The sequence below is a fragment of the Kribbella sp. NPDC051936 genome, from assembly GCF_040680955.1.
In the GTDB taxonomy this organism is placed as follows: Bacteria; Actinomycetota; Actinomycetes; order Propionibacteriales; family Kribbellaceae; genus Kribbella.
The window spans coordinates 345,638-368,632 of record NZ_JBFAXS010000004.1 but is presented as its reverse complement, the minus strand read 5'-3'; the positions used below and the strand labels follow the sequence as shown (position 1 = coordinate 368,632).

Here is a 22,995-nt window from a genome sequence, read left to right as displayed (position 1 = left end):
ACATCGTTACCTCTCGGTGATGCTTCGGTCCGAGGCGCGGATCAACCGGTTCCGACGGCGAAGACGTGGATGCGCCCGAACCCGCCGCTCGGAGGCGGAAGCTCGATCCCTGTCGGGGTCTTTCCCGGCAGCAACGCCCAGGTCGTCGCGTAGACATAAGTCACAATCTGCTCGCGGCCGACCGGGGTCCAGTTGCGGTACGGCATCTGGGCCACCACCGTGTTCCCGTGACCGATGGCCTGTGCGCCGCCGCCGCGGGTCCAGTCGGTGAATCCGAGCGTGACCGGCTGCCTGGTCCCGTCGCTGTAGCTGATGGTCGCCGCGCCGGACACACCGGTCGGCCAGCCCTCGGCGGCTCCCAGGACGCCGAGCTTCGTGGCGCCCGGCGCCGCGGTCACCTTGATCGGCTGTCCCTGAGCGACGAAGTTGTCTCGTTCGCCTGCCGCCGTCGACGGCCACCGGTACGTGACGCCGCCGTGCAGGACCTGCGCTCCCGCAGTCAGTCCCGCCGCGGCCAGTGCCTGCCGCGAGTAGCTTGCGGCACCGTTGTCGAAGTCCGCCGTACCGATCTGGTTGTCGTCGCTCACGCCGGCGTTCGCCCGGTGCCCGGAGAAGCCGATGTCGAAGATGTGCAGCCGCCCCGAACCGGTGGTGACCGGCAGTATGACGCCGACGACTGTCTTGGCCGGATCCACCGCGAACGACGCCGAGAACAGATAGGTCTGGACCTGCTCCGGCCCGCCCGCCCAGTAGTTGTTGCGGTAAGGCATCTGGGCAGCCACGACGTTGTCGTCCCGCTTGCCCACGGCTCCGCCCGCGAGTGTCCAGTCGCTGAACCCCAACTGGACCTGCTGCTGCGTACCGTCGGCGAAGTTGACGGTCGCCGTTCCCGTGACGCTGTCGAAGCCGCCCTCGCTGCTGCCGAGGAACCCGATCCGGTCCGCTCCCGGCGGGCTCGCGACCGTGACCTGCTGGCCTGCGGCGGCCACGTTGTCCGGACGACCGGCCCGGACGTTCGGCCACGTGTAGTCGACGCCGTCGGCAACCAGTTTGCTGCCCGGTACGACGCCCGCGGCCTGCAGAGCCTCGACGGAGTACCCGGAGCCGATCCCGTCGTAGTTCGCCTCGCCGGGGAGTGCGTCGTGGCTCGTGCCGTTGCTGTTGGCGGCTGCCACGGCATCGGCTGAGTACGACGGCGGCGCCGCGTCCACCGCCGACCCCCACGCGGTGTTCGCGGCAGCCCCGAGCACCATGCCGACCGAGCCGCCCGACGTCAGCAGGCTCGGCGGAAGGAAGGACTTGTTCCAGTCCCCGCCGTTCACGGTCATGCTCTGGACGTACGGTGATCCGGCCGCCGCGGCAGGTGCGCTCACGGTGAGCGTCTTGCCGCCCTGGAGACGAACGACGGCCTCCGGGAACACCGGGCTGCCGAGCACCAGGTCAGCGGTTCCCGGCACCGCGGGGTAGAAGCCCAGCGCGGACCACACGTACCAGGACGACAACGAGCCCAGGTCGTCGTTGCCCGCCAGCCCGTCCGGCCGGTTGCCGAACAGCTCGGTCTGGATCCGGCGCACGACCTGCTGTGTCTTGTACGGCTGGCCGATGTAGTTGTAGAGCCACGGCGTTCCGAAGCTGGGCTCGTTCCCCATCCAGGCGTGCGGGCCGGCGATCTCGTTCACCTGCTGGAGGTGTGTGTCGAGGTAGTCGCCCATCGCGGCCGGTCCGCCCTTCGCGGCGACCAGCCCGGCCGCGTTGAACGGAACCATCGGCGTGTACTTCCAGGAGTTGCCTTCGGCCCAGTCGCCGTACGAGAAGTCGGTGGGGTCGAAGTTCTCCTTCCAGACGCCGCTCGAGCGTCGCGGCTGGACGAAGCCGCTCTGCGGGTTCAGCAGGTACTGCCAGCCTTGTGCCCGCTCGAGGAACCTCGCCTGGGTCGCGGTGTCGCCGCGGGCGCCCGCGAACGCCGCCAGCGCGAAGTCGGCGATGTTGTACTCCAGCGAGGTCGACACCGTCCCGGTGTGCTCGCAGCAGTCGTAGCCGCCGTCCGTCGGCAGGTAGCCGTGCGTATCGAGGTAACCGTTGCCCGGCCGGATGTCAGAACGCCCGCTGGCCTGGTCGGCCATCGCCGTCAGGGCCTTGGCCGCGTCGAAGTTGCGCGCGCCGAACGCGTACGCCGACGCGATGATCGGCAGCGCCGGATCGCCGACCATCATGTACGTCTCGCCGTTGGCGACCGGCCACTTCGGCAATCTTCCCGACTGGTCGTAGGCGAGCAGCAAGGACCGGACCATGTCCGAGGTCTGGGCCGGTGCGACCAACGCGCTCAACTGGATCTGCGACCGGTAGGTGTCCCAGCCCGAGAAGTTGGCGTACACCGCCGACTGACCGGCCGGAACCGTCCGGACGACTTTGTCGAAGCCGATGTACTGGCCGTTGGCGTCGCTGAACACGTTCGGATGCAGCAAGGAGTGGTACAGCGCGGTGTAGAAGGTCTTCTGGGCGTCGAGCGTGCCCCCGCCGATCTGTACGCCGGTGAGCAACCCGTTCCACGCCGACTTGGCGGCTTGCTCGACCACCGCGAGATCCCAACTGGCCAGGGTGTCCCGGTTGGCCTGGGCGTTCGCGACACCGACGAACGAGATGCCGACCTTCGCCTTCACCACCGAGCCGGCCGGGAAGGTGAGCGCGATCCCGCCGTCGCCGGTGACCCACGGCCACTGCCCGGTCCACTTGGACGAGGCCGTGAACGCCTTGTCGAACTTCACCGCGTAGTAGAGCCGGTAATGGTTGCCCCGGGCACAGAACGCCCCGGCACCCGTCCAGCCCGTCACCTCGGTGGTGCTGACCGCGGAGATGCCCGCTTCGGATGCCGCGGCACCTCCGGCGGCCTTGATCAGCAGGGTGGACGCCGTTCCCGCCGGGAACACGAACTTGCCGAGGCCCGCCCGCAGGCCGGTCGTCAGTTCGACGCGGACGTTGTTGGCCAGCGTCAGGCCGTAGAAGCCGGTTCGCGCGGTTTCCGTTGCATGCGTGAACCCGACCGTCGCGTTGTTCTTGTCGGCGGGCACCGTACCGGTGACCGGCAGAAACGGCAGATCGCCGTACGCACCGCAGCCCGCACCGCTCATGCGTGTCATCCCGAAGCCGGCCAGGGCCGTCGCCCCGTAGTCGTAGTCACCGCCCGGCCAGCGCGGCGAGGTGTCCGGGCCCCACTGCACCATGCCGAACGGCATGGCCGGCCCCGGGAACGTGTTTCCGGCGTTGCCCTCCTGTCCCGCCAACTGTTTGGTCCCGATCATCGGATTGACCAGCGAGGCCGGATCCGTCACCAGCGTCGCGGCCCTGGCGGGCGCGGCGTACCCGTCCGGCATCGAGCCCACACCGGCCAGGATCACCGCTGCCGCGACCACCAGCCGCAGCCATCCACGCGTCCTGGTCATCGGCGCCGGCCGCAGTTGTTCGGGAGTTCCGGGTCGACGACGTACCCACCCCACCAGAGATTCGCATCGACCTCGAACTTGTTCGGCCCGCCGTACCTCCTCGCGAGCAGCTCCGCGCCGAGATACATGCCCGCGAACTCCCATCCCCACTCGGCCCACTGCGCGGAGTGGGCGGCTTCGTGCTGTGGCAGGTGCGGGCCGTAGCGAATACCGGCCGCCGAGCCTCTGAGCTGGGCCAGCCCCGCGGCGTCCCGCGCGTCACACCACAGCTGGTAATCCCACATGCTCTCGCTGTTGGGATACCCGAGGTAGTCGCCCAAGGTCATGGGCCGTTGCTGGTGATTGGTCAGATCGGTGTCGAAGCACACGATCTGCAGCTCGGACGCCTTGCAGTACCTGCCGCTGGTGAGGTCCGCGGCGAGCTGGTTGACCTTCGAGTTGCCCGGCCGGGGCATGAAGAAGCTCGCGGGCCACCATTTGGTCTTCGCCACGGCCAGCTTCGGCGCCGACCACGGTCCCCAGCCGCGCGAGTTCCGGCTCCGGACCAGGAGCTCGTACTCCTCGACCGGTGCGGAGTACATCATCGACTTCTGAAGGATGGCGGACCGGGTGGTGATCTCACCCGTCAACCGGTTCCGGAACCGGACCTGCCAGCCGATCGGTTCGACCGTCGAGTCGTTCCAGAACAGCTCGAAGTAGCCGTTGTACTCCGTCACCCAGGAGATCGTCGGTGCCACCGGGACGGGCGGGATCGGAGTCACCGCCGCGACCGGCGACGGAGCCGAGACCCCGGACTCGTTCGCCGCCCTGATCCGGAACTCGTAGCGCTTGTTGTTGATCAGCGGCCCGTAGTTGATCCACGTCTGGCCGACGATCGGCCACCCGGCACGGGTCCACTGCTGTCCGGACAGCCGGTACTCGAGCCAGTAGTACACGCCCGACACGCTGCTCGCCGACCAGTCGAGCTTGACCGTCCGGTCGCCTGCCGTTGCGACCAGCGAGGCGGGAGCGGTCGGGAACGGCGGCATCGGGCGCGCACTGGCCACCGGCGACATCGCCGAGTTTCCGGTCATGTTGTTGGCGTAGACGCGGAACTCGTACCGCACCGTGTTGCGCAGCCAGCTCACCTGGAGCGAGGTGCCACTGACCGGATACGGCATCCGGCTCCAGTTGCCGCCCGCGGGACGCATCTCGACGAAGTAGAAGACGTCCGACGGAGTGCTCGCGGACCAGTCGAGGAACGCCGTGCCGTTGCCCGCGGTCGCCGTCAGGCTGGCCGGAGCTGTCGGCAGCGGCGGCATCGGCCGGGCCTGCACGGTGTTCGTCCCACCGCTCTCACCGATCCCGTTCTGTGCGGTGACGCGGAACGCGTAGGTGTGACCGTTGACCAGATAGCCGGCCGTCATCGAGGTTGTGGTGATCGGCAACGGCAAGCGGTCCCACGGGTCACCGGACGTCACGTCGCGCTGGTAGACGATGTACTGCACGCCCGCCGTCGCGCTCGCGCTCCAGGCCAACTTCACCTTGCCGTCCTGCGCCACCGCCGACAGGTTCGTCGGGGCCGCCGGCAGACCGCCGTACGAGGTTGCTGAGGCCACGTTCGAGAAGGGGCTGGTGCCGCCTTGGTTCTGGGCCGCGATCTTGAACTCGTACTTGTGCCCGGACTTCATCAGCCCCAGCTCCGCCGTCTTGTCCAGACTCGGCAGACCGAGCTTGGTGAAGGTCGCCTCCCCGGCCGTGACGTCGCGCTGGTACACCCAGAACGTGACTCCGGCCGCTCCGTTCCAGTCGAGCCGGATGGTGGCGTTACCCATCGCCCGTGCGACCAGACCGGTCGGCGCCGGCGGCGGGGCGTACGTCGACTTCGCCGACACGGCGGCGCTGATCGGGCCGTCCAGACCGTACGCGTTCGGCTGCACCTTGAACTCGTAGACGTGCCCGTTCGTCAGCTGGGTCGCGCTGAAGCTGGAACCCTGCGTCGGGTACTGCAGTTTGACGAACGCTCCGCCGGCGGTCACGTCCCGCTGGTAGACCCAGAAGTAGGTGTCGGCGCGGTCGGTCCAGCTGACCTTGATACTGCCGTCGGTCTGGGCGGCCGCGGACAGGCCGGTCACCGCCGCGGGCGGCGGATACTTCGGGGTCGCCGATACCGCCGCCGACGACGGGCCTTCACCGCCGGGCCCGAGAGACGACACCTTGAACTCGTAGACGTGGCCGTTGGTCAAGTAGCCCGCGGTCATCGACGAACCGGACGAGATCGGCAACGGGAGCTTCGTGAACTCTGTCTCCCCGTCGGTGACGTCGCGCTGGTAGACCCAGTACCAGATGTCCGCGCCGAGCGACGTCCACTTGAGCGCCACCTCACCGTTGCCGGCGGTCGCGACCAGCCCGGTGGGCGGCGGCAGCTCCGGATAGTCGGAGGTGGCGGTCGCCACCGCGGTACGCGGCGACTCGCCGCCGTTGTCGTAGGCAGTGACGGCGAACTCGTAGACATGTCCGTCCGCGAGGAACCCGGCCTCCATCGAGGTGCCCTGCGAGATCGGCAGTGGCAGCTGGACGAACTCCGACTCCTCGGCGGTGACATCGCGCTGGTAGACCCAGTACCAGACACCGGGTGTCGTCGACGCGGTCCAGTCGAGCGTGATCGTCCCGTCGGTCTTCGCGGTCGCGGTCAGGGCCGCCGGTGCCTGTGGCGGTACGCCGACCGGGGTCGCCGTGACCACAGTCGACCGCGCAGACTCGCCACCGCCGCCTCTCGCCGTCACGTAGAACTCGTGCGGGTGGTCGACGTTCAGGTCGGTCACGGAGAACTCGTGGACGTCGGCGCCGACCATCGTCGCGGACTTGAAGCTGCCGTCGCCCTCGGTCGTGTCGCGGTAGTAGACCTCGTAGTTCCATGCGCCTTGGACGGCCTCCCACGACACCCGGATGCCACCGGTCGTCCCGCTCGGGACAGCGGTCACGCCGGCTGGCGCCGCAGGCGGAACGACATGGACCGTCAGGCTTGCCGTGGCCGATGCCTGTCCCTCACCGGCATCGTTCGCAGCCGTGACCCTGAACTCGTACGTCTTCCCGTCCCGAACCAGCGACGCCGACGCCGAGGGTGAGGTCACAGCTACCGAGTCCCGGGCGAAGTGGGTCTGCCCGTCGGTCACATTGCGCTGATAGAGCCAGTACTTCGTCGCGCCTCCGACCGGCTGCCACGACAGGGACACCCGGCCGTCCTCGGCCTGCGAGGTGGTCAACCCGGTGACCTGGCCCGGCACCGCCGCCGGGTCCGGAGCCGGCAGCGGCCACGCGGTCTCCACGAACCGCGGCCGGTAGATGTGGGCATCCGCCGTGTTCGCGCCGCCGTCGAGACTGTTGACGTTGTAGGACCAGAGCAACTTTCCGCCGGCCGCGGACTGCGGATGGACGTGTGCGTCGTACACGATCTTGCCGGTGCCGTCGGCACCTTCCGGCGCCTGGTACAGGACCACCGGATCGGCGAACGGCCCGGTCGGCGACGGCGCGCTGTAGGCCACCATGTCCGGATGGAAGATGCCGTTGCCCTGTTGCGTGACCAGCACCCACCCGGAGTCGGCGCGCTGCACACCGAAGGTCGTCCCGACACCGCTCAGGATCCGCGCCGAGGAAGCTTCGTCGGAGACCCACGCCGATCCGTTCCAATACTCCAGCGGAGCGGACAGGTCCGCGTTGGTACGGGCCAGGTGGGCGAACCGCAGGCCCGTCTCGTCGACGTACTCTGATCCGTAGACGTAGGTCACCGGACCGTCCTCGACGACTTCGACGCCCCACGCGATCTTGTCGCCGACCGGTAGCTCGACCACCGACTCGCGCACGAAACCGGTCTGGTCGAACGTCGCCACACTGGTGCCCTCGAGCTTGACGTCCAGGGCACCCTGACCGGAGCGGCCGTACCGGCTGTAGAAGACTCGCAGCTTGCCACCGGCGGAGAGGCCGTCGCCGACCCAGAAGAACTTCCCGTCCGCGGTCTGCGGCATCACAGCGACCGGATTGGCCGCCGTACCGCCGAAGACCGTGTCCTGGAGGCCTTCACCGGTCTGGACGACGATCGAGTTGTTGATCAGCGGCGTGTTCGCCGGGCGGCTGCCGTCGGCGTTCACCGTGCCGATGTAGGTGTCGGAGAACAGCCACGCCACCCGCCCGTCGGACAAGGGAACGGACGCGGTTCCGTCGCCGCCGCTCCACTCCCCCGAAGTGTCGCCGTACTGCTTGAAGGCGTCGTTCAGCTGCGCGGCCGTCAGAACCCCGACCGGAGTCGCGGCGCTCGCACCGGACGGCGGCACGACAGCCAGTCCGAGAACCAGGGCGCACAGTGCGGCGAGTGCGATCGGTGCCCGGTGTCGCACAGGCCGACGATCCTTACGACGAGAGACCAGCAGACGCACCGACATGCCCCCACCCCTCTAACGCACAGTCAGGCCCCCGCCCCATTGAGTTTCAAAGAATCGTGACTGATCGCAGATATCGCCCACAAGCGTCACTAGCTGCAATCACGAGCGCTTGACAAAGGCCCGTGCAGGTGCAGGGTTGGGTCTGTTGTGACGGCGGGCCGGACACGCCGTACGGTGAGGTCGAGCACCGTCACACACCGATCCGAGGCAGCGCGAATGACGTCTGGCACCACACCGGCCAGTGCACCGAAGGCCAAGCGCCTGGCCTTCCTGCGGCGGGCCACTGTGGTCGCCGTGGCCATGGCGATCATGAACGTGGCCGCCTACGGCTTCACGCTGATCGGCACCCACCGGCTCGCCCCGGAGCAGTTCGGCGCCCTCACGGCCCTGCTGGGGCTGCTGCTGATCGGCAACGTCGCCTCGCTCGGCCTGCAGGCGGCCGGAGCCCGGCAGCTCGCCACGCACTCCGGTGCGGGCGCCGGAGCCTTGTCCGACACGATGTTGAAGGCAGGCAACCGCGCGGCGCTCGTACTGACCGCGGTCTGTCTCGCGCTCACGCCCGTGTTCATGTGGCTGCTGCACATCGACTCGGTGGTCTCGATCGTGCTGCTGGCCCCGACCCTCGGCTGCTTGACGGTGATGGGGGCCCAACTCGGCGTCCTCCAGGGCAGCAAACGCTGGACCGAGCTGGCCGTCATCTACACCTTGACCGGTGTCGGCCGCCTCGTCCTGGGCGGCGGCGCACTGCTGGTACGGCCGACGCTCGACGCGGCGATGATCGGTCTCGCGCTCGGCGCCGCCGTACCGATCATCGTCGGCCGCTGGGTGCTCCGCGGATCGACGGGTGCGACCAAGGAGCAGATCAAGACCGTGCTGCGGGAAGCGGCGTTCGGCACCCACACGCTGCTCGCGTTCTTCGTCATCGCCAACGCCGACGTGCTGTTCGCCCGCGCCCTGCTCGACGGCACGGACAGCGGCTACTACGCGGCCGGCGTGATCATCGCGAAGGCCTGCCTGTTCCTGCCGCAGTTCGTGATCGTGCTGGTGTTCCCGACACTCGCACAGTCCCCGGGTGACACCCAGCGGCTGCGCAAGGCGATCGCGGCCGTCGCGGGGCTCGGTGTGTGCACGGTCATCGGCACGCTGATCCTGCCCGATCTCGTCGTCGCGGTCATCGGCGGCGCGGACAAGTACGCGCCGCTCGGTCCGTACACCTGGCTGTTCGCGGTCTCCGGTTCCGCGTACGCCGTACTGCAGCTGGTCGTGTACGCCGCGATCGCGCAGCAGGAGAAGCGCGCCGCGCTGGGCATCTGGATCGGCCTGGTCGTGCTCGCCGCGGCCGCCGGCATCGTGCTCGGCACCGGCATCGCCACCGGTCTCAACGGCGTGAAGGTGCTGGTCGCGATGACCAGCACCTGCGCGCTGCTGCTGTCGGCGGTCCTGGCCGCGGGTCTCCACCGCCAGGCCGCCGACTCACCACAGGCTTGACTTCGCGAACCGCCGGGCGAACGTGTTCGCCACGACGAGCAGCACCAGCCCGATCACCGAGCGGAACAGGCCGATCGCGGTCGCGTAGCTGAACTGCGGAACCGCGGACGCCAGGCCGATCTTGTACACGTAGGTGTCGATCACCTCGGCGGTGTCGAGGTTCAGGTTGTTCTGCATCAGCAGGACCTTCTCGAACCCGACGGACAGGATCGAGCCGATGTTCAGGATCAGCAGGATCACCGCCACCGGCACGATCGCGGGCAGGTCGATGTGCCACATCCGCCGCAACCGCGACGCGCCGTCCACGATCGCCGCCTCGTGCAGCTCCGGCGGCACACTGGTCAACGCGGCCAGGTAGATGATCGCCGCGAACCCCATGGTCTGCCAGGCGCCCGACCAGACGTAGAGATGCCGGAACAGCCCGGCGTCACCGAGGAAGTCGACCGGGCCGAGTCCGAACAGACCGATGATCCTGTTCGCCACGCCGGTGCTCGGGTTCGTCAGCACGACGATGAGACCCACCACGACCACGGTCGAGATGAAGTGCGGCGCGTAGGTGATCAGCTGCGCCGACCGGCTGAACCACTTCTTGCGAACCGTGTTCAGGCACAGCGCCAGGACGATCGGCAACGGGAACGTCGCGACCAGCTCGTACACGTGCAGGAACACCGTGTTCCGGATCAGCCGCCAGAACTGGTACGACTCCACGAACCGGTCGAAGTGCTTGAGTCCCACCCACGGGCTGCCGAGGATCCCGGACACGACGTTGTAGTCCTTGAAGGCGATGATCACGCCGTACATCGGCCAGTAGGCGAAGATCGCCAGCCAGATCAGAGGCAGCGCGAGCATCACGTACAGCTGCCAGTGCCGCCGCATCCGGAGTCCGAGTCCGACGGAGGACTTCGCCGAACGGGTCCGCTTGTGGGCGGCGTCACGGACCGTCGGACGGGCCTGTGTCGAGGTCGTCATGTGCTCATCCCTTCAGCGAGCCGACCATGGCCCCCTTGACGAAGTGCTTCTGCACGAACGGATAGACCAGCAACGGCGGGATCATCCCGATCACGATCAGCGAGTACTTGAGCTGCTGCTGGAGTTCCTTCAGCTGCGCGAGCTTGCTCGTGTCGGGCATCTGCGACGGGTCGACCTTGCTCTGGATGAGGATCTGCCGCAGCACCACCTGCAGCGGGAACAGGTGCTCGTTGGTCAGGTAGATCAGCGCGTTGAAGAACGTGTTCCACTGGCCGACGGCGTAGAAGAGCAGGTTCACCGCGATGATCGGTTTGCTCAGCGGCAGCACGATCCGCCAGAAGAACCCGAAGTCGCTGCAGCCGTCCACCCGCCCGGCCTCGACCAGCTCCTCGGGGATCGTCACCATGAAGTAGGTCCGGGTGATGATCACGTTCCAGACCGCCATCGCGGTCGGCAGGATCATCGCCCAGCGGGTGTTCAGCAGGCCGAGCTGATCCACGACCAGGTACGTCGGGATCAGCCCGCCGCTGAACATCATCGTGAACACGAACGCCGCCATGATCAGCCCCTTGCCCGGCAAACCCTTGCGGGACAGGGGGTACGCCGCGAGCAGCGTGAGGACCGTGGCGACACAGGAGCCGGCGACCGCGTAGAACACGGAGTTGCCGAAGCTGCTGACGATCGCGTCGTAGTCGAAGATCGCCTTGTACGCGTCGAGCGTGAAGCCGACCGGCCACAGCCACACCTCGCCGGCCGACACCTTCTTGGTGTTGCTGACCGAGGCGCTGAACACGTAGACGATCGGGTACAGGATCGCGAGGCAGAACAGGCCGAGGGCCGTGTAGATACAGGCCAGGGCGATCTTGTCGCCGCGGGTGTCCTGGATCGGCGCGCCTCCGCCCAGCCGCCGCTCGTCCGGCGGCAGGGTCCCGGCGGCACTCATCCGTTGTAGGTCTCGTAGGCGGCCTGCTGCAGGTCCAGGTACGGTTTCACGCCGATCTTCTCGACCCGGTCCTTGAAGTCGTTCCAGGCGCCGTCGTCGTTCGGGTCCAGCTGCCCGGTGACGAACTTCGAGAACGACAGGCTGACCTCGCTCTTCAGGTTCGTCTTCAGCTCCGCTTCCTGCGCGGCCTGGTCCTGGTCCAGCGTGACCGGTGGGAACTGCATCTCCTGCGGCTGCTTATAGGGGAAGTAGTTGTCCACGGTCTGCTGGTACAGCGGCTTCTCGAAGGTCAGGTCCTTCGGGTTCACCCGCTCGGCGAGCCGGAAGTCCTGCGAGCGGTACATCGTGTTGTCCTGGCTCCAGCTGATGTTCTTCTCGGTGTTCCAGGTCGCCGAGAAGCCGTACACCGCCTGCTTGCCGTTGATCCCGAGCTCACCCTTCTTGGCCCACTCGAACTTCGGGCCGCCGTACCCGCGCAGGATCGCCTCCAGCTCCATCTGCGCGTCGGCCCACTGGACCAGCAGCTCCGGCTTCGCGCACTTCTTGGTGATCACCAGCTTCGCCACCTCGACGCCGACGCCGAGGTAGTTCCAGGCGGCGTACCGGACGCCGTTCGGCCCCTTCAGCGGCGGGACCGCGAGGTACTTGCGCCAGCGGGCGTTCGGGTCCTTCTGGTCGATGTCCAGGAAGCCGCCCCAGTAGTACGAGCGGGCACCGCCGATGATCGGCTTGCCCGGCGCGTTGCCGTAGCGGTCCATCTGGTCCTGGTCGGCCGTGAACACGTCCTTGTTGATCAGGCCCTCGGCGTACATCCCGTGGATGAACTTCAGGCCCTCGCGCCACTCGTCCTTGGTGAAGGTCACGTCGACCTTGCCGTCGTTCACCACCAGCCACGGATCGCCGGGGTTGTAGAGGAACGAGTTCATGAAGAACGTGTCGAGCGGCGCGTCCTTGTAGCCGCAGAACGGGATCGTCCGGCCGTTGCCGCCGAGGTCGGCCTTCTTGAACGCGCGCAGCAGCTCGACGAACTCGTCGGTGGTCTCCGGCACGTCCAGCCCGACCTGCTCGATCCAGTCGGTGTTCAGGAACGTGCGCCCGTTGCTCGCCCGGCAGTGGTAGCAGTCGTTGACGTTCGGGAACGAGTAGATCTTCTTGTCCGGCGCCTGGACCAGCTTGCGGGCGTCCGGGTAGTCCTTCATCGCCTGCTGCAGGTTCAGCGCGTACGAGCCGATGTACTGGTCGACGTCGGTGAACAGGCCCTGCTGGCCGTACAGGAAAAGCTGCGACCGGGTGAAGTGGATCCCCATGAAGGCGTCCGGGATGTCGCCGGCGGCGATCATCGCGTTCACCTTGGTCATGATGTCGTCGTCGGTACCGCCCGATCTGGTTCCACTCGATGTGGATGTTGGTCTTCTGCTCGAGCCACTTCGTGAACGCGTTGGTCCGCCAGTCGCCGATCGTCACGTCCTGCGGTACGACGATCTTGACGTGACCTTCTCCGAGGAGATCGGCTTGAGCTCGCGGGCGACCGGACCGACGTACCCCTCCGGGTACTGCACGGTCGTCAGCTTCGGGCCGAGGGTGACGCTGGGCGCGGCCTGCCCGGCGGCGCTGGTGCCGCTGCTCGCACTGCTCGAGCCGCTGCACCCGCTGAGCAGACCGCCGCCGGCTGTCGCCGCGGTCAGTCCGATCGCCCCCGCGATGAGTGATCGACGGCTGAGTCCCTTGCGCGCGTCGTCGTTCGGCATGGTTCCTCCTGGCGGCTGGTCGGAACGAGGTCGATACGAGATCCGATACGGATATCCAATAGGATCTCGGATCTTTGCCCGGGAGAATGACATAGATCAGGACACTACGGAAGAGCTCGCCGCCACTGAAAGAGATCGACTGATCACTGTTCGTATCTTGCGCGGCAAGCGGTTACCGCTTGCGCGCGGTCACCCAAATTCCTTGCGCTGAAGAAAGGTCCCCGGACCGGCCTGGGTAGGGTGCTGGGCATGCCGACGCCGAAGTTCATCCGCGAGCTGCGCGAGAAGATCGGGCACGACCTGCTGTGGCTGACCGGGATCACCGGGGTGGTGCTGAACGACGCCGACGAGGTCCTCCTGGTCCGGCGGGCCGACACCGGACGCTGGGCCCTGGTCGCCGGAATCCTCGAGCCCGGCGAACAACCGGCGACCGGGCTGGTCCGCGAGATCCAGGAGGAAACCGCGGTCCAGGCCGTCGTCGAACGCCTGGTCAGCATCGAGTCACTGCCCCCCAGCAGCTACCCCAACGGCGACCAGGTCCAGTTCCTCGACCTCTGCTTCCGCTGCCGCCCGATCAGCGGCGCCCCCCGCGTCAACGACGACGAGTCCCTCGAGGTCCGCTGGTGGCCCCTCAACGCCCTCCCAGACCTACCCGACCGCGAACAGACCTGCATCAAGAACGCCCTCTCCCCCGACCCGGCCCCGGTCTACGCCACGTCGTAGGAGGCGGCCTAGTGGGCGGCTTCGTGCCAGGTGCGGCCGATGCCTACCGAGACGTCGAGGGGGACGGCCATGTCGACGGCATGGCCCATGTCGTGGCGGACGAGCTCTTCCAGGGACTCGCGCTCGCCCGGGGCGATCTCGAAGACCAGTTCGTCGTGGACCTGGAGCAGCATCCGTGACTTCAGGCCGGACTCGCGCAGTGAGCGGTCGACCTTCAGCATCGCCATCTTGATGACGTCGGCGGCCGACCCCTGGATCGGGGCGTTCAGCGCCATCCGCTCGGCCATCTCCCGGCGCTGGCGGTTGTCGCTGGTCAGGTCCGGCAGGTAGCGCCGGCGGCCCAGGATCGTCTCGGTGTACCCGGTCTTGCCGGCGTCGATCACGATCGACCGCAGGTAGTCCCGGACCCCGCCGAAGCCCTCGAAGTACTCGTCCATCAGGCCCTTGGCCTCGTCGACGCCGATCTTCAGCTGCTGGCTCAGCCCGTACGCCGACAGGCCGTACGCGAGGCCGTAGTTCATCGCCTTGATCTTCGCGCGCTGCTCCTGGGTGACGTCACCGGGCTCGACCGAGAACACCCGGGACGCGGTCACCGAGTGGAAGTCCATCCCGGAGTTGAACGCGTCGATCAGGCCCTGGTCCTGCGAGACGTGCGCCATGATCCGCATCTCGATCTGGCTGTAGTCCGCCGACATCAGCGACTCGTAGCCCTCGCCGACCACGAACGCCTGCCGGATCCGGCGGCCCTCCTCGGTGCGGATCGGGATGTTCTGCAGGTTCGGCTCGGTGGAGCTCAGCCGCCCGGTCGCCGCGATGGTCTGGTTGAACGTCGTGTGAATCCGGCCGTCGCGCGGGCTGATCGTCTTCAGCAGCCCCTCGACCGTCTGCCGCAGCCGGGTCGCGTCCCGGTGCGCCAGCAGGTACGCCAGGAAGGGATGCTCGGTCTTCTCGAACAGCGCCTGCAGCGAGTCGGCATCGGTGGTGTAGCCGGTCTTGGTGCGCTTGGTCTTCGGCATCTGCAGCTCGTCGAACAGCACCACCTGCAACTGCTTCGGCGACCCGAGGTTGATCTCCTTGCCGATCACCTCGTACGCCGCCGTGGCCGCCTCCCGGACGCCGGTGGCGAACCGGTCCTCGAGCTCCTCCAGGTACGGCCGGTCGACCGCGATGCCGTCGCGCTCCATCCCGGCGATGACCTGGATCAGCGGCAGCTCGACGTCCGCGAGCAGCGCCGTACCGGCCTGCTTCTCGAGCTCGACGTCCAGGGTGTCGGCGAGGTCCGCGATCGCGCGCGCCCGCAGCATCGTGTGGTCCGCGGCCGGACCGCCCTCGACGTCGTCGAAGCTGAGCTGACCGTTCTCCGCCTCCTCGTTGCGCAGCTCGCGCTTGAGGTAACGCACCGTCAGGTCGGCCAGATCGTAGGCCCGCTGGTCCGGACGGACGAGATACGCGCTCAGCTGGGTGTCCGAGCTGAGGCCGGCCAGCGTCCAGCCGCGCTCCAGGAAACCGAGCAGCGGGCCCTTCACGTCGTGCAGCGCCTTCGGCTGCTTCTCGTCGGCCAGCCAGGCCTGCCACGCCGAGTCGTCGTCCGGCGTCATCGTGGTCGGGTCGAACCAGGCCGCCGCACCGGACGCGTTCGCCAGCGCCAGCCCGGTGATCTGACCGGTGCCGCCGCCCCAGCTGCCCTGCACCGCGACGCCGACGCGCTCGCCGCCGCTGACGTGCTCCTTGAGCCAGGCGCCCACCTCGCCCGGCTTCAGCTGCGCACCGTCCAGCTCGAAACCGTGGTCGACGGTCGCGTCGACCTCCTCGTGCTCGGCGACCAGCCGCTCGCGCAGCACCCGGAACTCCAGGCTGTCGAACAGCGTGTGCACCTTCTCCCGGTCCCACGGCACCCGGGCCAGGTCGTCGACCGCGACATCCAGGGTGAGGTCGCGGACCAGCTCGTTGATCTGCCGGTTCCGGATCACGTCGGCGAGGTGCTCACGCAGCGACTCGCCGGCCTTGCCCTTGATCTCGTTCACCCGGTCGACCACGTCGTTCAGCGAGCCGAACTGGTTCAGCCACTTGGCGGCCGTCTTCGGCCCGACACCGGGCACGCCCGGGAGGTTGTCGCTCTGCTCCCCCACCAGCGCGGCGAGATCCGGATACAGCCGGGGGCCGACGCCGTACTTCTCCTCGATCGCGGCCGGGTCCATCCGGGCGATCTCGGACACGCCGCGCTTCGGGTACAGCACCGTGACGTTCTCGTTGACCAGCTGGAACGAGTCCCGGTCACCGCTGCTGATCAGCACCTCGAAACCCTGCTCGGAGGCCTGGGTGGCGAGCGTCGCGATGATGTCGTCGGCCTCCCAGCCGTCGATCTCGGTGGTCGGGATCCGGAGCGCCTCCAGCACCTCCTTGACCAGCGAGATCTGGCCGCTGAACTCGTCCGGCGACTTCGACCGGCCGGCCTTGTACTCCGCGTACTGCTCGGTGCGGAAGGTCTTGCGGGAGACGTCGAACGCGACGCAGACGTGCGTGGGCTGCTCGTCGCGGAGCATGTTGATCAGCATCGAGGTGAACCCGTACACCGCGTTGGTGTGCTGGCCCGTGGTGGTGGAGAAGTTCTCCACCGGGAGCGCGTAGAACGCCCGGTAGGCCAGCGAGTGCCCGTCCAGCAGCAGGATCCGCGGTCGCCCGGCGCCCGGGGTCGCGGAATCCTTGGTCATCGTCGTCGTATCCGTCTCTGCAGCCACATACCGACTCTAGTGGCTCCCGGGGACAGTTCTGACACACTGCTTCCGTGACAGATGAATCGAACCTCGGGCCGGGCATGAACCTGGAGGGCACCCTCCTGCAGACGATGGGAATCGTCGTCGCCGAGGCGACCGCGGAGCGGGTCGTCGCCACCATGCCGGTGAAGGGCAACACCCAGCCGTACGGACTGCTGCACGGCGGCGCGTCCTGTGTCCTCGCCGAGAGCCTCGGCTCGATCGGCTCCGCCCTGCATGCGGCGACGTACGGCAAGGTCGCGGTCGGTGTGGACATCAACGCGACCCACCACCGCGCGGTCCGCGACGGGGTCGTCACCGGCGTCGCGACCCCGATCTACCTCGGCCGGACGACGACGTCGTACGAGGTGATCGTCACCGACGAGCGGGACAAGCGCGTCTGCACCGCCCGGATCACTTGCCAGCTGATTCAGGCTCCGCCCGGGAGCTGACCGCGCGGCGGGCGATCGCCGAGCGTCGCGACGACAGCAGGGCGAGCAGGTTCGGTGCGTGCTCGGCGTTGAGCCGGCGGCGCACGGTGTGCGTGTTCGCGAACCGCAGTACGCCGGCCTGCCCGAGCCCGAGCCGGGCCAGGAACCGGTTCGCCTCGCGCGCGATCGCGGGCGCCACCACGGCCAGGTGCAGGCAGCTCTCGTGCTCGGCCCAGGCGACCGCCTCCGCGATCAGCGCCTTGCCCAGGCCGTGCCGGCGGGCCGAGTCGCTGACGTGCAGGTACTCGATCGTGACCGTGGTGTCGTCGTGCAGCGGGCTGATCGCGGTACGGCGCAGGTAGGCCATCGCGTGCACCTGGCCGTCCAGCTCGCCGACCAGCAGCCGGCCGAACGGATCGTCCAGGTGCTTGCTGACGGCAACCTCGGCGGCGGCCTCCGACGGCGGCGCCGGGAGCCGGGACGGCAGACCCGCGGCGGTGCTGAGCTCACGCCACATCGCCACCAGGGCGGCGGCATCGCCCGCACGGGCATCCCTCACCTCGACGGCAGCCACCACAGCGACCTCCCGATCCGGTCCACCCCCGAGGTGAACAGACGGGCCGATACGCTCGTCCTCGCGCAACAGTAGGCCCTCGGGGGTCACATGCAAAGCTGACAACAGCGGTCTGGAGACCAGTTTGTTCATCGGAATCGGGACCGTCGTGAACGTCGCGACGGTGCTCGTCGGCTCGGTACTCGGCGTACTCGTCGGGCACCGCCTCAGTCACCGCACCCGCGACCTCGTCACCGACGCGCTGGGACTGGTCACGCTCCTGATCGCGATCAGCGGGGCACTGACGGTGAGCGACGACGTGCTCAGCGACGCCGTCGGCGCCAGCGCGCCGATCCTGATCGTGCTCGGCGCGATGCTGATCGGCGGGATCATCGGTTCGCTGCTGCGGATCGAGCAGCGGCTGGAGGACTTCGGCGGCTGGCTGCAGCGCCGGTTCGACCGCGGCGAGGGCCGCAGCACCTTCGTCGAGGGGTTCGTGTCCGCCTCGATGGTGTTCTGCGTCGGCCCGCTCACGTTCCTCGGCTCGTTGTCCGACGGGCTCGGCCGCGGCGCCGACCAGTTGTTCCTGAAGGCGGTGCTGGACGGCTTCGCGTCGATCGCCTTCGCCGCGTCGTTCGGCTGGGGCGTGGCGGCGTCCGCGCTGGTCGTCCTGGTGGTCCAGGGATCGATGACCGCGGTCGGGGCGATCCTCGGCGATGTTCTGCCCGACGCCCATGTGACCGCGCTCGGCGCGACCGGCGGCGTGATGCTCATCGGTGTCGCGCTCAGACTTCTGAAGCTCAAGCAGGTCGCCGTGGCCGACCTGCTGCCCGCGCTGCTCGTCGCGCCGTTGCTGGTTCAGCTGCTCGTTGTCATCCGCAACTGAACCAGCAACGCCTGTGCCGGTCCCGGGTCAGTCCTCGCCCAGGTAGGCCTTGCGGACCGAGTCGTTCACCAGCAGGTCCCGGCCGGTGCCGGACAGCACGATCTTCCCGACCTCGAGCACGTACCCGTAGTCGGCCCGCTTGAGCGCAGCCTGGGCGTTCTGCTCGACCAGCAGGATCGTCGTGCCCTGCTGCTGCAGCTCGGTCACCGTGGTCATGATCCGCTTCATCATGATCGGCGACAGACCCATCGACGGCTCGTCCAGCATCAGCAGCTTCGGCCGGCTCATCATCGCCCGGCCCATCGCCAGCATCTGCTGCTCACCGCCGGAGAAGGTCCCGGCCGGCTGCTTGCGCCGCTCCCCCAGGATCGGGAAGAGGTCGTACGCCGCCTGCAGGTCGCCCCGCACACCGCCCGGGTCCTTGCGGGAGAACGCACCGAGCATCAGGTTCTCCTCGACCGACAGCCGCGGGAAGATCCGCCGGCCCTCGGGCGAGTGCGCCAGACCCCGGGTGACGATGTCGTGCGCCGCCACGTGGTCGATCCGCTCGCCCTGGAACCAGATCTCGCCGCCGGTCGGCCGGAGCAGGCCGGAGATCGTCTTCAGCGTGGTGGTCTTGCCGGCGCCGTTGGTGCCGATCAGCGACACCACCTGCCCCTGCTCCACGCTGAAGCTGATCTTCTTCACGGCCCGGATCTTGCCGTAGGCAACTTCCAGGTCCTTGACCTCGAGCATCGCGGCCATCAGACCTCCTCTCCGGGTACCTCGTCCTCTTCGTCCTCGCCGGTGCCGATGTAGGCCTCGATCACCCGCGGGTCGGACTGCACCTCGTCGGGCGTGCCCTCGATCAGGGTCTGCCCCTGGACCAGGCAGAGCACCCGGTCGCAGAGGTTGAAGATGAACCGCATGTCGTGCTCGATCACCACGACCGACAGGCCGGAGTCCCGGATCTTGAAGATCAGGTCACTGGCCTGCCGGGTCTCCTGCGGGTTCATACCGGCCGTCGGCTCGTCCAGCAGGATGAGCTTCGGGTCGGTGGCCAGCGCCCGCGCGATCTCGAGCCGGCGCTGGTCGCCGTACGGCATGTTCCGGGCCAGGTGCTCGGTGAACCGGCCGAGACCGACGAAGTCGAGCAGCTCCTGGGCCCGGGCCCGGGAGGCTGCCTCCTCGCGGCGGAACTTCGGGCCGTGCAGCACCGAGGTGATCGCGCCCGAGCTGGTCCGGCAGTAGCGCCCGACCATCACGTTCTCCAGCGCGGTCATGTTCGCGAACAGCCGGATGTTCTGGAACGTCCGCGCCATCCCGGCCCGGACCACGGCCCGGGGCTTCGGCGGCAACGGCGTACCGGAGAACCGGACCTGCCCGCTGGTCGGCTTGTAGAGGCCGGTGAGGCAGTTGAAGAACGTCGTCTTGCCGGCCCCGTTCGGACCGATCAGGCCGACGATCTCCCCTTCGCGCACCGTCAGGTTGACGTCGTTCACCGCCAGCAGACCACCGAACCGCATGGTCACGCCGGAGGCCTCCAGAACCGGGGCGCCGATCGAACGCTCGGCCGTGTTCTGGGTGTCGGTCACCGTCATTTCGCCTCCTCGACAGCGAGCCGTTCCTCTTCGACCTCGACGGCCAACGCCTCGTCCTCCTCGTGGAACTCGAGCTGGCGCCGCTTGCTCGCCACCAGGCCCTCGGGACGGAACCGCATCATCAGCACCAGCAGGATGCCGAACAGGAACAGCCGGTACTCCGAGAAGAACCGCAGCTTCTCCGGCAGCAGCTTCAGGATCGTCGCACCGAGCAGCACACCGGCGATGGTGCCCATACCGCCGAGCACGATCGCGGCGAGCAGGAACGCCGACTCCAGGAAGATGAACTGGTCCGGACTGACCGCGCCGTCCTGGTGGGCCTTGATGGTGCCGGCCAGACCGGCCAGGAAGGCGCCGACCGCGAACGCGAGCAGCTTCAGCCCGAAGACGTTCACGCCCATCGCCTCGGCGGCCTTCTCGTCCTCCCGGATCGCCACCCAGCCACGCCCGATCCGGCTGTTGTTCAGCCGGGCGAACGTCAGGATGACGAAGCCGAGCAGGAGCAGCAGCAGGAAGTAGTAGTTCGAGAACCGGCCGAGCTCGATGCCGGCGACCGTGTGTGCGTCGCCGAAGTTGAACCCGAACAGTTCCAGGTCCGGGATGCCGGGGATGCCGTTCGGCCCGTTGGTCAGGTTCGGGCCGTTGTTGCCGTCCAGGTTGAACATCGAGAACCGGAAGATCTCACCGAACCCGAGCGTCACGATGGCCAGGTAGTCACCCGAGACCCGCAGTGTCGGCGACCCGATGATCAGGCCCAGCAGAGCCGCCACACCGGCGCCGATCAGCATCACCAGCAGGAACGGCGGTTTCCAGCCGATGGTCGCGAACGCCGACGTCGACAGCGTCGCGGCGACGTACGCACCGGAGCCCAGGAACGCGATGTACCCGAGGTCCAGCAGACCGGCCAGGCCGACCACGATGTTCAGGCCCATCGCGGTCGCGCTGAAGACCAGCACCGAGCCCGCGATCGACATGTTCGCGTCCGAGCCGTTCTGCGTGAACGGGAACAGGAACGCCGCCGCGAACGCCGCCAGCGTGAGCACCTTGCGGTGCCGCTGCCCGGCGTGCGACATGAACGTCATCGCACCGGTCCGGAACAGCCCGGTCGCGCCGGTCGCGACGAACACCAGGCACAGGATGAACGACCACGCGTCACCCAGCCCGAGCGCGTACGCCGCGAGGAAGAGCACCACCGCCATCATCGCGGAGATCAGGAAGATCTCCAGCCAATCCGGCAGGCGCGCGTGGCTCATGTCCCGCAACTGGTGCAACGGCAGCAGGTACGCCGACACGGCGATCAGCGCGGCACCGACGAGCGTCACGTACGCACCGGGGTTGACGTTGATCAGGCCGTCGGACTCCACCGAGATCGCGACGATCACCAGCACCATGTACAGCGTGAGGCCGACGCCGAAGGCCCGCAGGCCGAGCGTCGCGTCCAGCCAGGAGCCCAGCTTGGTCAGCGGCCCCCGCTCCGCCAGCAGCAGCACCAGCGAGAGCACGGCGACGATGATCGCGAGGATCTGCAGGCCGCCCGGGTAGAAGTTGATCGAGAGGTCGTTCAGGATCGACCCGTCGTAGCTCCACGACAGGAACGATCCGACGATCACCAGCGCCACGCCGACCAGGCCCAGCGGCCACGCGATCGGCTTGCCCGGCTTCGCCACCGGCGCTTCGGCGACGTCGTCGACAGGAGCCTGTACGTCGGTCATGCGCGGTCCACCACCCTCGCGCCCAGCAGGCCCTGCGGCCTGAACACCAGAACCAGGATCAGGATGACGAAGGCCCACACGTCCTTCCAGGTACTACCGCCGAACTGGCCGGGGATGTACTGGGTGGCCATCGCCTCGATGACGCCGAGCACCAGACCACCGACGACGGCACCGAAGATGTTGCCGATACCGCCGAGCACCGCGGCGGTGAACGCCTTCAGACCGGCCAGGAAGCCCATCCGGAACTCGATGTTGGTGTTCTGCAGCCCCTGCGAGACACCGGCGATCGCCGCCAGCACCGCACCGAGGGCGAACGCGACCACGATGATCCGGTCGACGTTGATCCCCATCAGCCGCGCGGTGTCCGGGTCCTGCGACACGGCCTGCATACCGCGGCCCATCCGGGTCCGGTTGACGAAGAACCAGAGCAGCACGGAACAGACCGCGAGCGCCCCGATCGTGAAGATCGCGGACCGCTGGATGGTCACACCGCCGACCTGCAGGGCCGTGCCGGTCACCACATCGATCTGCGGGAAGGGGATGCGCAGCTTGGCGCTCGGCCAGTCGACGTTGCTGATCAGCTTCGCGTAGAGCACCCAGCTGACTTCCGCGATCACGACCCCGCCGGCAGCGGCAGCAGCGATCGCCGGTACCGGCGTCTGGCTCCGGGCGCGACGGCGTACGGCCGCACCGGCCAGCCATCCGATCCCGGTACCGACCAGGGCGCCGAGCACGATCACCCCGATGATCAGCAGAGCGTTCAGGTCGGGGTCGACCAGCCGTACGGCGATCCACACCGCGACAGCACCGCCGGCGGCGCCGAGCAGCGGAGCGCGGTCGAACCACTTGGAGACCGGGTGGTTCAGGTCGATCTTGGCCACCCGCCCGCCGATCAGGTAACCGACGCCGATCGCCAGACCCGTGAGCACCACGACCGTCCACTCGGGCTGGTCGTAGAACAGCCGGACGAACTCCTGCAGGAACACGGAGATACCGATCGCCGTGATCAGCGGTGCGAGTCGTGGCGCGTTCCGCAGGGGACGGTACGCGACACGTTCCATGGCCACCGCGGTGCCGACGGACGCGATCATGGCGCCGACGATCATCACCGGCAGGATCCAGACGCTGGTATCACCGTTGAAGAACAACAGATACGTCGTCAGTGCGCCGAACGCACCGATCATGAACACCTCGCCGTGGGCGAAGTTGATGAGCTGCACGATGCCGTACACGACGGTGTACCCGACCGCGATCAGGGCGTACAGCGAGCCCAAGGTCAACCCGTTGACGAGCTGCTGCAAGAACTGGTCCACGTCGACCTCCCATCTGCCTCGGTTTATGACACGCCACG

At 68.0% G+C, this 22,995-nt stretch carries 15 protein-coding genes and 1 pseudogene; 4 read left to right on the top strand and 12 right to left on the bottom strand.

Annotated elements, in window-relative coordinates; genetic code table 11:
• Positions 1–41 precede the first annotated feature (41 nt).
• Together AB0L64_RS15685 and AB0L64_RS15680 are read right to left on the bottom strand one after the other, a co-directional pair.
• Positions 42–3,440 carry a GH92 family glycosyl hydrolase gene (locus AB0L64_RS15685; RefSeq protein ID WP_363710807.1) on the bottom strand — a complete coding sequence of 1,133 codons (3,399 nt, stop codon included), beginning with the start codon at positions 3,438–3,440 and terminating at the stop codon, positions 42–44.
• Entirely contained in the window at positions 3,437–7,813 is a 4,377-nt protein-coding gene (locus AB0L64_RS15680) for a fibronectin type III domain-containing protein (RefSeq protein ID WP_363710806.1), read from the bottom strand. The genes AB0L64_RS15685 and AB0L64_RS15680 overlap by 4 nt, the downstream gene beginning before the upstream one ends.
• Positions 7,814–8,074: 261 nt before the next feature.
• Between AB0L64_RS15680 and AB0L64_RS15675 the strand changes: the two genes are divergently transcribed.
• Positions 8,075–9,346 (top strand): polysaccharide biosynthesis protein, encoded by a 1,272-nt coding sequence (locus tag AB0L64_RS15675; protein WP_363710805.1) that lies wholly within the window; start codon positions 8,075–8,077, stop codon positions 9,344–9,346.
• Here the strand turns inward: AB0L64_RS15675 and AB0L64_RS15670 are convergent.
• From AB0L64_RS15670 to AB0L64_RS15655, 4 genes and pseudogenes are all read right to left on the bottom strand, one after another.
• Entirely contained in the window at positions 9,332–10,315 is a 984-nt protein-coding gene (locus tag AB0L64_RS15670; RefSeq protein ID WP_363710804.1) for an ABC transporter permease subunit, read from the bottom strand. The two genes, AB0L64_RS15675 and AB0L64_RS15670, sit on opposite strands and share 15 nt — an antisense overlap.
• Before the next feature lie 4 nt (positions 10,316–10,319).
• Complete coding sequence (locus AB0L64_RS15665) at positions 10,320–11,258, bottom strand: carbohydrate ABC transporter permease (protein ID WP_359929710.1); 939 nt, start codon at positions 11,256–11,258, stop codon at positions 10,320–10,322.
• Positions 11,255–12,622, bottom strand: a pseudogene (locus AB0L64_RS15660) (extracellular solute-binding protein); the annotation flags it as partial. The gene AB0L64_RS15665 and the pseudogene AB0L64_RS15660, both read right to left, overlap by 4 nt.
• 96 nt (positions 12,623–12,718) lie before the next feature.
• Entirely contained in the window at positions 12,719–13,006 is a 288-nt protein-coding gene (locus AB0L64_RS15655) for a hypothetical protein (RefSeq protein ID WP_363710803.1), read from the bottom strand.
• Between the two features lie 249 nt (positions 13,007–13,255).
• Here AB0L64_RS15655 and AB0L64_RS15650 point away from each other — a divergent pair, with 249 nt between their 5' ends.
• Positions 13,256–13,729: an NUDIX domain-containing protein gene (locus AB0L64_RS15650; protein WP_363710802.1), complete on the top strand. Its 474-nt coding sequence runs from the start codon at positions 13,256–13,258 to the stop codon at positions 13,727–13,729.
• Between the two features lie 8 nt (positions 13,730–13,737).
• Here the strand turns inward: AB0L64_RS15650 and polA are convergent, their stop codons facing one another.
• Positions 13,738–16,440: a DNA polymerase I gene (polA, locus tag AB0L64_RS15645; RefSeq protein WP_363711138.1), complete on the bottom strand. Its 2,703-nt coding sequence runs from the start codon at positions 16,438–16,440 to the stop codon at positions 13,738–13,740.
• Between the two features lie 74 nt (positions 16,441–16,514).
• On the opposite strand from polA, the gene AB0L64_RS15640 reads away from it, so the two are divergent.
• Positions 16,515–16,934, top strand: coding sequence for a hotdog fold thioesterase (locus tag AB0L64_RS15640; protein WP_363710801.1), 420 nt, complete (start codon positions 16,515–16,517; stop codon positions 16,932–16,934).
• Here AB0L64_RS15640 and AB0L64_RS15635 read toward each other — a convergent pair.
• Positions 16,897–17,487, bottom strand: coding sequence for a GNAT family N-acetyltransferase (locus AB0L64_RS15635; protein ID WP_363710800.1), 591 nt, complete (start codon positions 17,485–17,487; stop codon positions 16,897–16,899). The genes AB0L64_RS15640 and AB0L64_RS15635 overlap by 38 nt on opposite strands.
• Before the next feature lie 124 nt (positions 17,488–17,611).
• On the opposite strand from AB0L64_RS15635, the gene AB0L64_RS15630 reads away from it, so the two are divergent.
• Entirely contained in the window at positions 17,612–18,352 is a 741-nt protein-coding gene (locus tag AB0L64_RS15630) for a DUF554 domain-containing protein (protein WP_363710799.1), read from the top strand.
• A 27-nt stretch (positions 18,353–18,379) separates the two neighbouring features.
• On the opposite strand, the gene AB0L64_RS15625 is transcribed toward AB0L64_RS15630, so the two are convergent.
• From AB0L64_RS15625 to AB0L64_RS15610, 4 genes are read right to left on the bottom strand one after another with little or no spacing between them, the layout of a single operon-like run.
• Positions 18,380–19,096 carry an ABC transporter ATP-binding protein gene (locus AB0L64_RS15625; protein ID WP_363710798.1) on the bottom strand — a complete coding sequence of 239 codons (717 nt, stop codon included), beginning with the start codon at positions 19,094–19,096 and terminating at the stop codon, positions 18,380–18,382.
• A complete protein-coding gene (locus tag AB0L64_RS15620; protein WP_363710797.1) occupies positions 19,096–19,932 on the bottom strand; it encodes an ABC transporter ATP-binding protein in 837 nt (278 codons plus the stop codon). The genes AB0L64_RS15625 and AB0L64_RS15620 overlap by 1 nt, the downstream gene beginning before the upstream one ends.
• Positions 19,929–21,644 carry a branched-chain amino acid ABC transporter permease gene (locus AB0L64_RS15615; RefSeq protein WP_363710796.1) on the bottom strand — a complete coding sequence of 572 codons (1,716 nt, stop codon included), beginning with the start codon at positions 21,642–21,644 and terminating at the stop codon, positions 19,929–19,931. Before AB0L64_RS15615 ends, AB0L64_RS15620 begins: the two co-directional genes overlap by 4 nt.
• Entirely contained in the window at positions 21,641–22,957 is a 1,317-nt protein-coding gene (locus tag AB0L64_RS15610) for a branched-chain amino acid ABC transporter permease (RefSeq protein ID WP_363710795.1), read from the bottom strand. The genes AB0L64_RS15615 and AB0L64_RS15610 overlap by 4 nt, the downstream gene beginning before the upstream one ends.
• Between the last annotated feature and the right edge of the window lie 38 nt (positions 22,958–22,995).

Bases quoted from the DNA above. Each gene is read 5' to 3' on its own strand.
- polA (WP_363711138.1), bottom strand. From the start codon at position 16,440: ATGACCAAGGATTCCGCGACCCCGGGCGCCGGGCGACCGCGGATCCTG.
- AB0L64_RS15685 (WP_363710807.1), bottom strand. From the start codon at position 3,440: ATGACCAGGACGCGTGGATGGCTGCGGCTGGTGGTCGCGGCAGCGGTG.
- AB0L64_RS15650 (WP_363710802.1), top strand. From the start codon at position 13,256: ATGCCGACGCCGAAGTTCATCCGCGAGCTGCGCGAGAAGATCGGGCAC.
- AB0L64_RS15615 (WP_363710796.1), bottom strand. From the start codon at position 21,644: ATGACCGACGTACAGGCTCCTGTCGACGACGTCGCCGAAGCGCCGGTG.
- AB0L64_RS15675 (WP_363710805.1), top strand. From the start codon at position 8,075: ATGACGTCTGGCACCACACCGGCCAGTGCACCGAAGGCCAAGCGCCTG.
- AB0L64_RS15620 (WP_363710797.1), bottom strand. From the start codon at position 19,932: ATGACGGTGACCGACACCCAGAACACGGCCGAGCGTTCGATCGGCGCC.
- AB0L64_RS15655 (WP_363710803.1), bottom strand. From the start codon at position 13,006: ATGCCGAACGACGACGCGCGCAAGGGACTCAGCCGTCGATCACTCATC.
- AB0L64_RS15625 (WP_363710798.1), bottom strand. From the start codon at position 19,096: ATGGCCGCGATGCTCGAGGTCAAGGACCTGGAAGTTGCCTACGGCAAG.
- AB0L64_RS15665 (WP_359929710.1), bottom strand. From the start codon at position 11,258: ATGAGTGCCGCCGGGACCCTGCCGCCGGACGAGCGGCGGCTGGGCGGA.
- AB0L64_RS15670 (WP_363710804.1), bottom strand. From the start codon at position 10,315: ATGACGACCTCGACACAGGCCCGTCCGACGGTCCGTGACGCCGCCCAC.